Source organism: Shimazuella sp. NTD248, assembly GCF_059510395.1.
Genome location: NZ_JCAJZT010000001.1, coordinates 678,655 through 694,162 on the forward strand (window position 1 = coordinate 678,655; position 15,508 = coordinate 694,162).

The window sequence follows — 15,508 nt, forward strand, 5'->3', positions numbered from 1 at the left end:
CTGGAGTGCTGCCCTCTGATCAAATCAGAGGGTGCAAAAACACCCGGACACAGTACTGTGTCCGGGTGCCGATTCTGCCTTTTAACTAGAAGCTAATACATCTTTCTCTGCTAATGTATACATCTGTCCATGTTCTGTCAGCACAATGCGATCTTTCTCTTCCCCTGCTGCTTTTAGCAGCCTCTCCAATGGCTCCTCTACAGGCTCTTGCGATAACACAAATGTATCCCAATGTATCGGAATCAACCACTTTGCCCCTGTATCCAAAAACATTTTCCAAGCCTGCTCAGGTGTACAGTGATTGCGTTGAAATGCATCTGGAGAGTACGCCCCGATCGGCATAAAGGCGAGATCGATGTCTCCTTTTTCTTGCAGCCAAGTAAAATCAGCTGTATAAGCTGTATCCCCTGGGAAGAAAATACGTGTATTGTTTCGTTCAATCAAATAACCTGTATAGCCATAATCCGTGTTCCAAGGGAATCTATTTCCCCAGTGTCTCACTGGTACAGCTTGAATCTTCACATCTTCATCTATGGTTAAGGAGTCTTTTCCACCGAGTTCTAAAACTTCAGCAAAGGGCAATCGTTTTATCAACCCAGCAGTTCCAGTTGCCGTGATGACTTTTGTTTTTTTATTCGCTATTTTTCTTAGCGTTGGGATATCAAAATGATCCATGTGACCGTGGGACAATAAAATCAAATCTACCACTCCAATATCTTCCAAACGGAGGGCGGGTGCGACATGCCTTTCCATACCGATTTGATAAAATCCGAGTGAAACTCCGACTCTTTTCCCAAAAACAGGGTCTGTCAAAATACGATAACCATACAAATTGATCAAAATTGTTGAGTGACCTACCCAACCAACAGTTACTTCGTCATCCTTCCAAGTGGAAGGGTCTAAATACTGCTTGGGTTCTTTCGCTGTCACTTTTGCACGAAAACGCCACTGCATAAACAGAAAAAAAACACTAACTAAAATCAACAACCCGACGATAAATAGGAGTACCCATCCTACTATTTCCATCTTCAAATTCATACTCCTTTTTGCAAGAAATGCTAACTTATTCTAAAATAGCATAAGAAAGCGAATAAATATATCAAGAATTATTCAAAATTAAAATAACTTAACATCCATTTTTGAAGGGAGATTTTTATGATACGCCTTTTTGCTACTGATCTTGACGATACCTTATTGAACGCCGAAAAACAAATTGATCAACATAATTTGGACGCATTAGAAAAACTTCAACAATCTGGTGTTCATGTCGCTGTTGCTTCGGGACGTAATGAAGTAGAGATTGAGCAAGTTGTCCACAACCTGCCAGGTGACTTCCATCGTGTCTGCCAAAATGGCGCATTCATTTATTTGAACTCAGAAGAGAAGATTTACGAGGGATACTTCGAAACAGAACTGGCCAAAAAAATCTACCAAGTCGGGAAAGATGCTGGTATGTACTGCTTTATCGGTACTGCCCGCACGATGTATATCCCAGAAAAAAACCACTTTATCGAAAGAAAATCCAGGCAAGTCGCCATTAACTTAGAGTATGACCCGAGTATCGAAAATCGAATCGGTAAAGATGTCATCCCTAGTAAATTTTGCTATCTAGGAGACGGCCCTGAGTTACAGCAATTAAAACAATTACTGCTCAAAACTTTCCCTGGACAAATTGATGTCTTTATCTCTGCTCCTCACTGCCTTGATGTCATGCCGCTGGGAGTAAACAAAGGTAACGGACTCCGGCATCTAGCGGATCGTCTTGGCTTTGATCTATCAGAAGTCGCTTGTATCGGAGACTCCGAAAATGACATCCCCATGTTTCGGGTCGTCCCTCATAGCTTTGTGATGAGCGTCGCAAAACCTTCCGTGCAAAAAGAAGCAAAACAACAAGTTTCTTCTGTTTCTGAAGCTGTAGAATGGGTCATCACTTATAACGAAAACCTCGCTGTGCAGCAGAAATAATCTAGGGAATCGAATAAGAAGGAGATTGGTATATTTCATTGTACGAACCAATCTTTTTTTTATGTAAACATTACAAGCAAAAACACGATCCATTGACCGTGTTTTTGCTGTTATTTTGTGTGAATTATATAAAAAAGATGCAATTATTTTCATCCATTGTTGTTCAGCCGCCATGCGTTGCATCACGGCTGAACAACAGCTGGTTCCGAGCAGATCTGCTCAGAGGAGGGTCAGTCACAGAAAGGCCAGCTCGTACTGTTCTGCCCGCTCCTCGGCCTCACCGAAACGACCTTGGGCGCGATAGACCAGACCACAGACGTCGAACTGCTCACCGTTGACGTTGAGGTTGTCATAGGGGTAGAGGTTGTCGAAATGACCCTCGACGCCCCAGATGGCCAGGTCTCCCAGTGCCTTCTCAATCGCCTCGATGCCCTCACCAATCCCGACCTCGGAGCTGCCGAGGTGCTTCATCACGGCGGTGGTCAGTACTTCGTCAAGGGAGATGTCATTCCCTCGAATCTGAACCATCATTTGATGACTCCATCCTTCGATGAGTGATGCTCAAAACCGATAATATTCTTCTTTTATTATACAAAAGAAGCTGGGTGATGAGAAGTTGCAAAAACAGTTATGAAATCCATTCTAATAAAGATGTTTAGAAGAAATTATATGTATATGAAACTTTTTAAAAGAGGGAGAAAAATGGATACAAAAACAAATAAAAATACCATTTCTTATATACTATTACTCTTTACCATGGTCTTTTGGGGGAGTGCTTTTACAGGTGCCAAATTAGTAGTAGGACAAGTTGCGCCGGAAGTAGGGGCTTTTTTGCGGTTTGGGTTTGGGGCAGTGTTTATGTTTCTTATTTTGTTGAGTCGAAAAACGGGCAGAAAAGATGCGACATCCATAGGGAAGAAATATTGGTTTCCCATTGTATTATTAGGTATAACAGGTGTTGCCCTCTATAATCTATGCTTTTTTTGGGGAGTTCAGTATTCGTTTGCTTCTGATGGCAGCAGTATTGTGCCAACGATAAGCCCTGTCGTGACCACGGTTTTAGCGATCTTCTTTCTCAAAAACAAACTGTCAAAACGTCAAGTCATAGGACTTATAATCTGTTTAATCGGAGCCACCATCTACTTTATCGGAATGAATCACAATGCAGATAATGCGTCCCATCGTCTGCTTGGCAATCTATTTTTCCTTGCCTGTGCATTGTGCTGGGGAACCTATACCATTTTAGGAAATAAAGTGTTAACAACACTAAAACCTTTGCCCGTTACGGCCTATGCGACATTAGTAGGTGCAGTCATACTCGGCCTGCTTTCCCTCCCAAAAATGCTCAACGTAGCATGGGGTCAACTGGGACTTGATTTTTGGCTCTTGCAAGTATATTTAGGCTTCTTCTGTACTGCCTTAGCCAACTGGTTTTATTCGCTGGGAGTAAAGCATATCGGAGCTTCCAGAGCATCTGCCTTTATGTATTTTGTCCCGATAAATGGTTTGTGGATATCGATGGTTTTTCTTCAAGAATCACTGACAATTTTTCAATTTATTGCCATATTGACCATGTTAGTTGGAGTTTGGTTTGTTAATAAGAAAACTGCTAAACAAAATATCATATCCAAACAAAATATTAAAGCGAAAACTATCTCTTAAATAAAACAGCGCCCCCCAGGTGGTTTGGTAACCTCCTGAGGGGCTTTTGTGTGTCCTTCAGGGGCTAGATCAGCTCTTGATGGACTGGGTCAGTTCCGGTGCCCAGGCGACAAACGCCTCCCATGCCGGGACGGAAGCCGACGCCACAGGGGAGTCCTCCAGCTTGGAGTCCTTGACCCGAACGGTCACTCCGTCCGGGGTCATGGCCTCCACGCAGTTGGGATTGTTATCCGACAGACTGCGGCTGGACTTTGCCCACTTTTCGGTCAAAGCCATCTTACCTCCATGCCGCTCTCTGTTCACCATCCTTGTGACGGTGTTTCTTGCGGCATTATTAGTTTAGCATATACAATACAGAAAATACAGATAACTATCACTCCGTATAATAAACAAGTAGAATTATGTAAGTTTCTTTTACTAACATTTTAAATAGCGTAAAAACCAGCGCCCCCCAGACGGTTTTATTCCAACCATCTGGGGGGCTTTTGTGTGTCCGTCAGGTTGCTAGATCAGCTCCTGACGAGGGTGAGGAACGCCTCCCATGCCGGGACGGAAGCCGACGCCTCAGGGGAGTCCTCCAGCTTGGAGTCCTTGAACTGGACGGCAGTGTCCAGTGCCTTGACCTCCACGCAGTTTCCTTGTGCACTGTAACTGGACTTTGCCCAGTTTTCGGTCAAAGCCACTTTACCTCCATGCCGCTCTCTGTTCACCATCCTTGTGACGATGTTTCTTGCGGCATTATTAGTTTAGCATATACAATACTGAAAATACAGATAACTATCACTCCGTATAATAACCAAGTAGAACTATGTAATTGTTTTCTGTTACTAACATTTCAAATAGCATAAAAACCAGCGCCCCCCAGATGGTTTTATTCCAACCACCTGAGGGGCTTTTGTGTGTCCGTCAGGTTGCTAGATCAGCTCCTGACGAGGGTGAGGAACGCCTCCCATGCCAAGCTGGAAGCCGACGCCACAGGGGAGTCCTCCAACTTGGAGTCCTTGAACCGAACATTCGATCCGTCCGGGGTCATGACCTCCACGCATTTGCTGACGTCTGTGCTGTAACTGGACTTTGTCCAGTCTTCGGTCAAAGCCACTTTACCTCCATGCCGCTCTCTGTTCACCATCCTTGTGACGATGTTTCTTGCGACACTATTAGTTTAACACTAAGAAACGGAATAATATATCAATTCAAACAAGAAAAGAACACCTCCCAGCTCTTGAGATGTTCTTTCCTATCCACTAATTACTTTTATTCGCTTCGCTTTTCGTAACTTTCTTCTCTTCGTCGTCCAAAACGCCATTCATGCCATTTTTAAACTCGCGAAAGCTCTTCCCTACTGCTTTTCCAAGTTCTGGCAGTTTTTTTGGACCGAAAAGGAGGAGAGCAACGATTACAATCAAAATCCATTCAAAACCGTTTATGCCCATCTCTATCCCTCCGAAACATTATTGACCATTTTATATTATACTACCAACGAGGAAAAACCAAAAAGGAAAATCTTACATCATTACGTAATAGAGTTATTTTTCTTGCGTTTGATCAACCAATGAATACCAAAGTAAAGAATAAATAAAACTACCGCGCCGATCGCTATATAATGAATGTAGTTTCCTGCTACCGCTTCGATATTTTTCCAATTGTTTCCCAACTTCATTCCTAAATATAAAAACAAGATTGACCATGGAATAATCGCAAGCGTAGTAAGGGTGATAAATCGTGTGACAGACATTTTCGCAATCCCTGCGGGAATAGAAATAGCATGCCGTACAACAGGTAGGAAACGAGCTCCAAAAATTACTCCTGTTCCGTAATTTTTAAACCATTTTTCCGATAAATCGAGATGGCTTTTCTTGATCAATAAAAATTTACCGTATTTTTCCAAGAAAGGTCTGCCACCATAGTAACCGAGCCAATATAGAAACAGTTGAGCGATAACTCCACCGATAGTTCCTGCAATAACTGCTCCGATAAAGGTAATTTTACCGGAATCGACCAAGAATCCTCCATAAGCGAGGACAATTTCACTGGGAATGACTTCTACCATTAATCCTAATGCGATTCCAAAGTAGCCGAGATCTGTTAACCAATTTAGTATTGAAAAAAAGATGTTTTCCATGAATTTCTCCTTTTCTCTCGTTCTTCTATACAAGATGATAGACGACAATCCGCAGCTCGTCCACTATTGTCACACAATCGATCCAGATGTTCGGTCTTTGTTTGGTTTCCCAAAAGCTCATATTCTCATTACAAAACAGCTAGGAAATTCAATTATTCATGTTCCATTCACAAATCTCCTCTATACTAAAGAGAACAGAAAATGTACAAAGGAGAATCCTATATGGCACGTATTATGGTGGTAGATGACGATGATCACATCCGTGAAGTAGTGAGTATCTTTCTTAAGCAAGAAGGCTATGAAGTGGAAGAAGCGATAAATGGAAAAGAAGCATTGAAACATCTTGATTCCATCCAAGTGGATATGGTCATCTTAGATATCATGATGCCACAGATGGACGGTTTTGAACTATGTACCGAACTTAGAAAGTTTTATGATTTCCCCATTCTCATGTTGACTGCCAAAGGAGAGACCACCGATAAAATAAAAGGATTTCGGGTTGGTACCGATGATTACTTGACCAAACCGTTTGAAGTAGAAGAATTAGTAGTGCGCGTAAAAGCGCTACTTAGAAGATATCAAATTATATCCTCTAACCGCGTACAATTAGGAGAATTACTGTTGGACCGCTCACGACATGAAATATTACACAAACAGACTCCCATCTCAATTCCACTCAAAGAGTTTGAGCTCTTATTTGAGTTTGCTAATTATCCAAACCGAACTTTAACTCGTGAACATCTGATCGAACGCATTTGGGGCTATGATTTTGAAGGAGATGAACGAACCATCGATGTACATGTAAAACGCCTTCGCGAAAGATTTCCAGAAAGGCAATACGACTTTGCTATTCGGACGGTACGCGGTTTGGGCTACCGTTTGGAGGTAGCCCAACATGGCTAGGCTCAAAAAATTACTAGGTCCTTTAGTAGGAATCAGTTTTGTTTTATTCTTTTGGTCTGTCTCTTATTGGTTGGTAAATCTCTTATTCCCCACCCTTGAAGTTCTAACGAGCGAATATGTAAAAGACTTGCTCATCGGCTTGATTGGTTTTGTGTTAATGATATCTACGATGTATGTAATTGGGAAAATATTTAGCTCTCATCGAGATGATGTCTTTCATGTCATTGTTGATGCCATCAAACAGATCAGTAAGGGAAACTTTAAAGTTAAATTAAACTTAGGAAAACTCAATAGGGGACATCCTTTTGCAGCATTAGCAAGCAGTATTAATGATATGGCAGAAGAACTTGGAGAAATGGAAAAAATGAGACAAACTTTCATTTCCAATGTCTCCCATGAAATCCAGTCACCACTCACCTCCATCCGTGGATTTGCCCGTGCCTTGCAAAATGATGAGCTGTCATCAAGCCAGCGTGCACACTATATCGACATTATCATTACCGAAAGTATCCGCCTGTCAAAATTGAGCGATAACTTGATGAAACTTACTTCGCTGGAATCGGAACATCATCCATTTGCTGCTGCTGACTATCGATTGGACAAGCAATTGCAGCAAGTGATCTTAGTAAATGAACCACAGTGGTTAGGCAAAAAAATTGCGGTAGAACCTATTTTAGAAGAAATAACCATATCCGCTGATGCTGATTTGCTCAACCAAGTGTGGACAAACTTACTGCATAACAGCATCAAATTTACAAGTGAACATGGTACCATCACCATTTCCTTGCAGCAAATCAATGAAAATACAGTTGTTCAATTTACGGATACAGGATCAGGCATTTCCGAAGAAGATCAACTTCATATTTTTGAGCGCTTTTATAAAGGGGATAAATCACGAAACCGCAATGCGGGAGGAAGTGGTCTTGGACTTTCCATCGTCAAAAAAATTGTCGAACTTCACCATGGAACGATTCAAGTGAAAAGTAAATTAGGAGAAGGAACCACTATAATAGTTTCCATCCCCTTAAAATATAGAAAATAGCAATTTAGACATCTGAAAAAGATGTCTATTTTCGTTGCAGTAGGAAAATTTTTCTTTACGAAATAGACAAAATATTTCGCATAGGAATGCTTTACAATACAAATAAGTTCGAAGACAAGGAGTGGAGAAATGTCAAAGATACTTTGGAGAAGTTCCATTATTACTTTTTCTTTACTTGTAAGCCTTTCCATCTCACCAATCAACTCTCATGCGGAAGAAGATAATCCAACAAAAGGAACCATCGTCTTCCAAGAAGACTTCAATGACCTGCAAGTAGGTGTGGATAAGAAATGGGGCTGGAAAACAGCCTCTTATGAATTTTGCACGACAAATCCTAACCATGATAAGTTAGATAACCTCACTACGGATGCCATGAAGACCATAAATGGAAATTTACATATCCAAGCAACTCCTAAAGGAGATGGATACTGGGGTACAGGACTTGTCACGACAGGAGATTCTTGTGACTCTGGGGGCAACCAATTTCAAACGCAGGCAGGGGACTTCCTTTTGACGCATGTCAAACTTCCAACTGGAAATGTCGGCGCTTGGCCCGGCTTTTGGACTTGGAAAGACGGTAAAAACGAAATCGATATATTTGAATGGCATTCGGATAATCCTAACAAACTAGAATTGACCAATCACGTTAAACCAGCAGGTTCCATCTATGAAGACGAATCGCTCATCGGACCGGGTAAATGGATTTACATTGGAACAAAAATCGGCGAGAACAACAACACCTGGTATATCGGCTCCTCCGAAGAAAACCTAAAAGCTGTATATTCCGATAACACTGGTGTAGGACCTAATTGGTCTGCATTTTTAATCTCCAATCTGTCGGTTGACAATGGAAAACGAGCTCCACAGGGAAATCAACCAATTGATTATGATATTGATTTCGTCAAAGTATTCCGTTAATTGCCTATCTATCGTATAATGGAATCCAAGTATTCCTGCTACAGGAAAGGCAACCATGACTATCCAGACTCTCGAAGAAGCTGAGTCGGCCATTGCCGAGCTCGCGAAGGAGGCGAAGAATCAAGAGGAACACAACTTGATTCTCGTCTTGGAGTGTTTTGCAGGAGGCGCTTGCTTCCTGTACGACAACCCCTTCGCGTGCCAGATCGAGACGGAGATCGAGCGACTGAGCGCAGGGGAACACCTGTTGTTCGAGTATGTTCCTCCAGTCGTTGATCTGCTTTACTTCTTCGCTAGAAGATCAAGATAGTTTTCATGGGGGGGGGCCTAACTTTTAGTAGGATGGATGTGAAATTCGTTCATTCGAAAATCGCATCCCCCCAAATCCAAAATTAAAAGCCCGTTTTAGGGCTTTTTTTAGTATTTGTGATTACCCTATCTTAAAAAATAAGAATAGAACACAACAAACCACCAACATCCATTTCCATCATGGTTGCTGGTGGCCTTTTCTTTTCATTTCAAATTGTCTAATCATCATTAAGGAATAGGACGAATATTAGTGTGCTGGAGGCGGAATAAAATCGCGCATTTAGCTTTCCTCCTTACGTCAAATATCACTCTTGATGAACTTAGACTTTCTCAAAGATTATTTCAGGATATCCTATATTATTAGGAGGATTCCTTAAATTCATTATAGCAATAAACATCAAAAAACACAATAGATTCATTCTATTATGAAATGAATTTTACAGGATGTGTTTGCTGATGAGAAACACCATGACTACAGAGTCGATAAGTCGCACATAGTAAAGATAAACCACATTTAAAAAATTATTAAAAAACGAATAAGTTTTATATATGATTCTTTTCATTTTACTTTTCATCCTTTATACTAAATGCGCAAAAATCCTACTCCCTATCACGGAGAATTCACATGACTTGCCTCCCTCTCACCGTAGAACAGGCAGCTGAAGTCTTTCAGGTCATCGTCAACGAAGTAGAACGCCCTGAGGACTGTGCAATGGAGTCGATTCCATCCGGAAACCCGGTCATCCACGACCTCGGCTCCGTTCTCGACGCCTACCGCAACCTCAAGAGGCTGGTGACTGGAGAGTCCACGCTCAACCAGCTCAAGGAGAAGCTCCAGCCCAATTCGGGCGCCTACTTCTTCACGATGATGTACGTCCGAGTCGCTCGTGGTGAGCAGGAAGCGCCGCCTAAGAGCAACGAGCGCTTCCTCGCTGCACTGCGAACCCTCGGCGAGGTGCTGAAGGGACAGGAGAAGGAGTCGCTCCCCAACAGCACCAATCGCTTCCTCGCTACACTGCGAATTCTCGTCAACATGCGGAAGAAGCGGAGGGGCAAGAAGAAGTAATCCCTCATAGGGAGAGGGCAGTGTTGGAGTGGAAACAGAAAAACTTCCACCCGACACTGCCCGGCCGAATACAAATACCATTCACATAAACGTTCCAACACACAAAAAGACCACTGTGCGCCAGTGGTCTTTCGTACATCACATTATTAAAGAGCTTCTGAAACTGACTGTGCTTGCAAGAATAATAAGAGATAATCCCGTCCACCTGCTTTGGAATCCGTACCAGACATATTAAATCCACCAAATGGATGAACACCTACTAATGCTCCTGTACATTTGCGGTTAAAGTAGAGGTTTCCAACATGGAACTCTTTGCGAGCTTTTTCCAATTTCAAACGGTCACGGCAGATGACAGCGCCAGTCAATCCAAACTCGGTATTATTGGCAATTTCAAGTGCTTCATCAAAGCTGTCTGCCTTGATAAACGCGAGCACAGGACCGAAGATTTCTTCTTGGGAGATACGTGCTTGGGGGTCAACATCTGCAAAGACAGTAGGCTCGATAAAGTAACCACTTTCGTCCCCTTTTTCTCCACCTGCGACAAGACGACTTTCCTTCTTCCCGATCTCGATATACTCTAAAATTTTATTATATGCTTTATCATCGACAACAGGACCTAAATCGATGGAAACATCGTCCGCTTCACCTAGTTTCAAGCTTTTGGTTTTCTCAGTCACTTTCTCTAAAACTTCGTCATACACGTTTTTATGCACGATTGCACGCGAACAAGCAGAACATTTTTGACCAGCAAAACCAAATGCAGATTTTACAATCGCATCTGCTGCTAGATCGAGATCAGCATCTTCATCCACAACAATGGAATCTTTCCCGCCCATCTCTGCGACAACACGTTTGATCCACTTTTGTCCTGGAACTGTTTTTGCAGCTAGTTCATTGATGCGAAGCCCTACTTCACGAGAACCTGTAAAGGAAATAAAGCGGGTCATCGGATGTTTGACAAAGTATTCCCCAACTACAGGACCTGGTCCTGGAACATAGTTGACAACCCCGCCTGGAAGACCTGCTTCCTCAAGTATTTTGACAAATTGGTAAGCGATTACATTGGTAGGAGTAGCAGGTTTTAAAACAACTGTGTTACCAGCAACAATCGCTGACGTCGTCATCCCAACTGTAATCGCAAGCGGGAAGTTCCAAGGAGGAATAACTGCCCCAACCCCAATTGGTAAATATCTCAATTCATTTTGTTCGCCGATAAGCGGTGTTACGGGTTGACGTTCAGCGAGGCGAAGCATCTCTCTTCCGTAAAACTCCATAAAATCAATTGCTTCTGCTGTATCTCCATCTGCTTCTGGCCAACTCTTACCTGCTTCTACCACCATCCAAGCTGAGAACTCATGTTTTTTGCGGCGAAGAATCGCAGCAGCTTTAAACAATACACTGGCACGCGCAGCCGGATCGACATGTTTCCACCATGAAAAAGCGTCAACAGCGGTCTGCATCGCTTGTTCCGCTAGTTTTTCATCCGCTTCTGAAACAATTCCCACTACTTCTTTTGTATTGGAAGGATTGATAGAATTCACTTTTTGGTCAGTTTTGATATGTTTACCGCCGATAATCAGATCGTATTCTTTTCCTAATTCCGATCTAACTTTATCCAAAGCAGCTTCAAATGCTCTGCGATTTTCTTTTACGGAGAAATCGGTAAAAGGTTCATTACGAAATGGGATCATATAAGTATTTCCTCCTAATTTTTTATAACTCGATAAAATTGTAACGCAGTTACGACCTAAAAACAATCATCTACGGGTCTCTATTGTCTATTTTCTCTATAATTTGTATAATAACAACTGTAAATTAAAGTTTATTCATTATTTCATAATAGAAGTAGGTGTAGTCATGTCATTTGCAAGAAAAATGGTTTTATCCCTAGCCGCGAATCCAGCGATACGCTCGATAGCTGGAAAATATGGCTTAAAGCTCGGTGCAGGTCGGTTTGTCGCTGGAGAAACGCTGCAAAATGCGATTACTCGTGCTGGCGAATTAAATGAACAAAACTTGTGGGTAACCTTAGATCACTTAGGGGAAAGTATCACTTCAAAAGAAGAGGCTTTGGAAGCTACCCGTGTAGCTATCGATACTTATGCCGCTATTTATGCAGCAGGACTCTACAAAACAAACATCTCCGTCAAGTTAACACAACTCGGCCTAGATATAGATTCCGCTTTTTGCTTAGAAAATATGAAAAAAATTGCAGCAAAAGCAAAAGAAACTCATAATTTTTTACGGATCGATATGGAAGATACTCCACGAATCGAAATAACGATGGACATCTTTCAAACTTTACTATCCGAATATGGAAACGCTACCATAGGACTCGTCATCCAATCTTACCTCTATCGGTCAGAGCAAGATGTAGCACACTTAGGAAAACAAGGGGTCAATCTACGAATTGTAAAAGGTGCCTATAAAGAGCCGAAAGAAGTAGCATTTCCAGCAAAAAAAGATGTCGATGAACAATTTATTCAATTGGTCAAACAACACCTTACCAATGGGGCTTACACAGCAATTGCCACTCATGATGAGAACATGATTTATCCCCTGCTGGCTTGGATCAAGGAGCAAAAAATTGCCGATCACCTATATGAATTTCAAATGCTGTATGGAATTCGCACTGATCTTGCCCGGAAATTAGTAGCAGAAGGATATAAAGTGAGAGTTTACACACCTTTTGGCAAACAGTGGTATCCATATTTTACTAGACGGTTAGCAGAGCGACCAGCAAATGCCCTTTTTATCCTTAAAAACCTCTTCAAGAAGTAAAGAATGGAAAAGTCAGGTTTATGAAACTTAAACGATGCTAAGAATGAAATTACATGAAAAAAAAGAGCCCAAACGCTCTTTTTTTGTTACTATATATAAAGCAAATTATTGCAGGCTGCCATTTATCAAGAAGGGGGCTAGAAAATGGAACTGCAAGAAGAAATCCTATCTGTGTTATCGGAAAATGCTCGACTCACCATCGAACAAATCTCGCATATTGTAAATCAACCTGAGGATAAGGTACGTAAGACTATTGGTTTATTGGAAAAAAAACAAGCTATCATTGCCTATCAATGTGTGATAGATTGGAAAAAAATCGGGAAGCAAAGAGTTCATGCACTCATCGATGTACAAGTAACCCCTCAGCAGGCTCATGGTTTTGATGTAATTGCGAAAAGGATTGCGATGTATGATGAAGTGGTGAATGTTTATTTGATGTCTGGAGCATACGATCTTTCCATCACATTGGAAGTAGATTCCCTTGAAGCAGTTGGACTTTTTGTAACCGAAAAACTCGCCCCTCTTGATTTTGTAGTCAATACCAGAACACATTTTATTCTAAAAAAATACAAAGAGGCAGATGTTCTTCTCGATACAGATGGTCCTGATAATCGACTACATATTGCCCCTTAATCTGGAAAAGGTTGTGTTGACATGGATTTAGAGTCTAAACTATCTCCCATTGTAAGAGATATGGCTCCATCTGGAATTCGGCGTTTTTTTGATCTTGTCAATCAAATCCCTGACGCTATATCTCTTGGAGTGGGAGAACCTGACTTTGTCACTCCTTATCACATTCGTAAAACAGTAACGGATTCATTGGAACACGGACCTACTAGCTATACATCTAACCAAGGTCTACCTGAATTGCTATCTGCGATTTCTGAATATTTACTGAAACGCTTTGGCTTATCTTATCATCCTGAAACAGAAATTCTCACTACATTTGGAGGCAGTGAAGCTATCGATCTAGCCTTACGAGCCCTCATCTGCCCAGGTGATGAGGTAATGGTAGTAGAACCTGCTTATGTATCTTACGAGCCTTGTGTCGTATTAGCTGGCGGTATCCCGGTTCCTGTAGCTACTCACGCTAGAGAAGGATTCAAATTACGGGTAGAAGATTTAGAACGACGCGTTACCTCGAAAACAAAAGCTCTTATCATCAGTTTTCCTAACAATCCAACAGGCGCTATCATGACAGCAGAAGATTACGCCCCTATCGTTGAATTTGTAAAAAAACATGAGCTGATTGTGATATCAGATGAAATATACGCTGAATTGACGTATAAAAACAAAAATCACGTTTCGATTGCGTCTTTTGATGGAATGAAAGACCATACGATCTTGATAAATGGCTTTTCCAAAGCATTTGCCATGACCGGCTGGCGAATCGGTTTTATCGCTGCTCCAGAAATCTTGTGGAGAGGCATGTTAAAAATCCACCAGTACACTGCCCTTTGTGCACCGAGAATGAGCCAGATCGCAGCACTTGAAGCACTGCAAAACGGTCTGCAAGAGTGTCTGAATATGAAACAACAATATGATCGAAGACGCCGTTTCGTCGTACACTCTTTAAGTGAAATGGGTCTGACTTGTATGGAACCAGAAGGTGCTTTTTACGTCTTTCCTTCTATCGCATCTACTGGATTAGATGCAGAAACATTTGCTGAACAGCTTTTACTGGAGGAAGGAGTAGCAGTAGTGCCAGGAGGAGTATTCGGCCCAAGCGGAACGGAGCACATTCGATGTTCTTACGCTACATCATTAGAACGACTGGACGAAGCGATGAAGCGGATGAAACGTTTTGTAGAGAAGAAAAGACAAACGAATAGTAAACATTATTTGCAACTTGGTTAACAAATAAGACCCTGATCAGGGTCTTATTTGTTGTCATCATTTTAGATTATAAATCTTACTTTATCAAAAAATCCGCCACAACTTGCTTAAACCGATCTTTCTCTTCAATAATTGGTGCATGTCCCGACTTTTCAAATAAGACAAATGTTGCATTGGGTATCAAAGATGCGACCTCTTTTCCACGTTCAGGTGGATTTAATCTATCATGTTGTCCACTAATAACCAATGTTTTTGCCTCTACTTTATGTAAATCTGAGCGGTAATCAAATCCTTCCAATGCCTTGTTGGCAGCTACCTGTTGTTCTGGACTTAGAATGGTACCTTTTTCTTCCCATTCTTTTAACTCGTTTCCAACAGCTATTGGATCGTAAAACATATACTTAGACAAATAAGACAATTGTTGTTGAGAATCCATACCATCCAGTTCTTCTCCATAGCGATGAAACATCTCCTGCATAGAGGAAGTTTTTCCATGAGCTTTTGGAACAACCAGTATTAATTTTTTAACTCGATGAGGAACCTCAACTGCTACACCTTGAGCAATATAACTTCCTAATGATATCCCCATTACGCTGGCTTTTTCAATACCTAAGTGATCCATCAGGGCAATAACATCTTGAACAAGATCTTTAAGAATATAGGAAGCAGGTTTGGATGATTTTCCATGCCCACGAGCATCTAAAGATATTATACGAAAGTAAGGTTTGAGAAATTCTCTTTCATAAATGAGTGTTTCTATATCTTGGGTAAGTCCATGAAGTAAGATAAGCGGGCTTCCTTGTCCTTCTTCTTCGTAGTATAAGGTTGCATCATTGACAACAAAGGTAGGCATATTTATTCATCTCCATAATCGTATAATCGATAACGGCAAACCAAATAAAGA

General features: G+C 41.5%; 19 protein-coding genes. 10 read left to right on the forward strand and 9 right to left on the reverse strand.

The genetic code is table 11. The features are described from left to right. Positions 1-81: 81 nt before the first annotated feature. Entirely contained in the window at positions 82-1,038 is a 957-nt protein-coding gene (locus tag AC5WOE_RS03655) for an MBL fold metallo-hydrolase (RefSeq protein WP_496051931.1), read from the reverse strand. A gap of 117 nt (positions 1,039-1,155) precedes the next feature. On the opposite strand from AC5WOE_RS03655, the gene AC5WOE_RS03660 reads away from it, so the two are divergent. Beyond that, positions 1,156-1,965, forward strand: a complete 810-nt coding sequence (locus AC5WOE_RS03660; protein ID WP_496048644.1) for an HAD family hydrolase — start codon at positions 1,156-1,158, stop codon at positions 1,963-1,965. A gap of 234 nt (positions 1,966-2,199) precedes the next feature. Here the strand turns inward: AC5WOE_RS03660 and AC5WOE_RS03665 are convergent, their stop codons facing one another. After that, a complete protein-coding gene (locus tag AC5WOE_RS03665) occupies positions 2,200-2,496 on the reverse strand; it encodes a hypothetical protein (protein ID WP_496048645.1) in 297 nt (98 codons plus the stop codon). Between the two features lie 171 nt (positions 2,497-2,667). Here AC5WOE_RS03665 and AC5WOE_RS03670 point away from each other — a divergent pair, with 171 nt between their 5' ends. Next, positions 2,668-3,627: a DMT family transporter gene (locus AC5WOE_RS03670; protein WP_496051932.1), complete on the forward strand. Its 960-nt coding sequence runs from the start codon at positions 2,668-2,670 to the stop codon at positions 3,625-3,627. Positions 3,628-3,696: 69 nt separating this feature from the next. Here AC5WOE_RS03670 and AC5WOE_RS03675 read toward each other — a convergent pair whose 3' ends face one another. From AC5WOE_RS03675 to uptA, 5 genes are all read right to left on the reverse strand, one after another. Next, a complete protein-coding gene (locus AC5WOE_RS03675) occupies positions 3,697-3,903 on the reverse strand; it encodes a DUF397 domain-containing protein (protein ID WP_496048647.1) in 207 nt (68 codons plus the stop codon). A 233-nt stretch (positions 3,904-4,136) separates the two neighbouring features. Next, complete coding sequence (locus tag AC5WOE_RS03680; RefSeq protein ID WP_496048648.1) at positions 4,137-4,340, reverse strand: DUF397 domain-containing protein; 204 nt, start codon at positions 4,338-4,340, stop codon at positions 4,137-4,139. A gap of 206 nt (positions 4,341-4,546) precedes the next feature. Then, positions 4,547-4,756: a DUF397 domain-containing protein gene (locus AC5WOE_RS03685; protein ID WP_496051933.1), complete on the reverse strand. Its 210-nt coding sequence runs from the start codon at positions 4,754-4,756 to the stop codon at positions 4,547-4,549. A 115-nt stretch (positions 4,757-4,871) separates the two neighbouring features. Further along, the gene (locus tag AC5WOE_RS03690) at positions 4,872-5,060 is read right to left on the reverse strand and encodes a twin-arginine translocase TatA/TatE family subunit (RefSeq protein ID WP_496048650.1); all 189 of its coding nucleotides are present in this window, start codon (positions 5,058-5,060) and stop codon (positions 4,872-4,874) included. Between the two features lie 80 nt (positions 5,061-5,140). Next, entirely contained in the window at positions 5,141-5,749 is a 609-nt protein-coding gene (gene uptA, locus AC5WOE_RS03695; RefSeq protein WP_496051934.1) for an undecaprenyl phosphate transporter UptA, read from the reverse strand. A 222-nt stretch (positions 5,750-5,971) separates the two neighbouring features. On the opposite strand from uptA, the gene AC5WOE_RS03700 reads away from it, so the two are divergent. From AC5WOE_RS03700 to AC5WOE_RS03720, 5 genes are all read left to right on the forward strand, one after another. Further along, positions 5,972-6,652: a response regulator transcription factor gene (locus tag AC5WOE_RS03700; RefSeq protein WP_496051935.1), complete on the forward strand. Its 681-nt coding sequence runs from the start codon at positions 5,972-5,974 to the stop codon at positions 6,650-6,652. Then, positions 6,645-7,694: a sensor histidine kinase gene (locus AC5WOE_RS03705; RefSeq protein WP_496051936.1), complete on the forward strand. Its 1,050-nt coding sequence runs from the start codon at positions 6,645-6,647 to the stop codon at positions 7,692-7,694. Before AC5WOE_RS03700 ends, AC5WOE_RS03705 begins: the two co-directional genes overlap by 8 nt. A gap of 129 nt (positions 7,695-7,823) precedes the next feature. Further along, complete coding sequence (locus tag AC5WOE_RS03710; RefSeq protein ID WP_496051937.1) at positions 7,824-8,612, forward strand: hypothetical protein; 789 nt, start codon at positions 7,824-7,826, stop codon at positions 8,610-8,612. A 55-nt stretch (positions 8,613-8,667) separates the two neighbouring features. Beyond that, on the forward strand, positions 8,668-8,922 hold the full coding sequence (locus tag AC5WOE_RS03715; RefSeq protein ID WP_496051938.1) for a hypothetical protein: 255 nt from the start codon (positions 8,668-8,670) through the stop codon (positions 8,920-8,922). 711 nt (positions 8,923-9,633) lie between these two features. Continuing rightward, complete coding sequence (locus tag AC5WOE_RS03720; protein WP_496051939.1) at positions 9,634-9,987, forward strand: hypothetical protein; 354 nt, start codon at positions 9,634-9,636, stop codon at positions 9,985-9,987. Between the two features lie 146 nt (positions 9,988-10,133). On the opposite strand, the gene pruA is transcribed toward AC5WOE_RS03720, so the two are convergent. After that, positions 10,134-11,678, reverse strand: coding sequence for an L-glutamate gamma-semialdehyde dehydrogenase (pruA, locus tag AC5WOE_RS03725; RefSeq protein ID WP_496051940.1), 1,545 nt, complete (start codon positions 11,676-11,678; stop codon positions 10,134-10,136). A gap of 166 nt (positions 11,679-11,844) precedes the next feature. On the opposite strand from pruA, the gene AC5WOE_RS03730 reads away from it, so the two are divergent. The 3 genes from AC5WOE_RS03730 (at position 11,845) to AC5WOE_RS03740 (ending at position 14,625) form a co-directional block, all read left to right on the forward strand. Further along, positions 11,845-12,768 (forward strand): proline dehydrogenase family protein, encoded by a 924-nt coding sequence (locus tag AC5WOE_RS03730; protein ID WP_496051941.1) that lies wholly within the window; start codon positions 11,845-11,847, stop codon positions 12,766-12,768. A gap of 144 nt (positions 12,769-12,912) precedes the next feature. Continuing rightward, the gene (locus AC5WOE_RS03735; RefSeq protein ID WP_496048659.1) at positions 12,913-13,401 is read left to right on the forward strand and encodes an Lrp/AsnC family transcriptional regulator; all 489 of its coding nucleotides are present in this window, start codon (positions 12,913-12,915) and stop codon (positions 13,399-13,401) included. A gap of 21 nt (positions 13,402-13,422) precedes the next feature. Next, entirely contained in the window at positions 13,423-14,625 is a 1,203-nt protein-coding gene (locus tag AC5WOE_RS03740; RefSeq protein WP_496048660.1) for an aminotransferase class I/II-fold pyridoxal phosphate-dependent enzyme, read from the forward strand. Between the two features lie 55 nt (positions 14,626-14,680). Here AC5WOE_RS03740 and AC5WOE_RS03745 read toward each other — a convergent pair whose 3' ends face one another. Then, complete coding sequence (locus AC5WOE_RS03745; RefSeq protein ID WP_496051942.1) at positions 14,681-15,457, reverse strand: alpha/beta fold hydrolase; 777 nt, start codon at positions 15,455-15,457, stop codon at positions 14,681-14,683. Between the last annotated feature and the right edge of the window lie 51 nt (positions 15,458-15,508).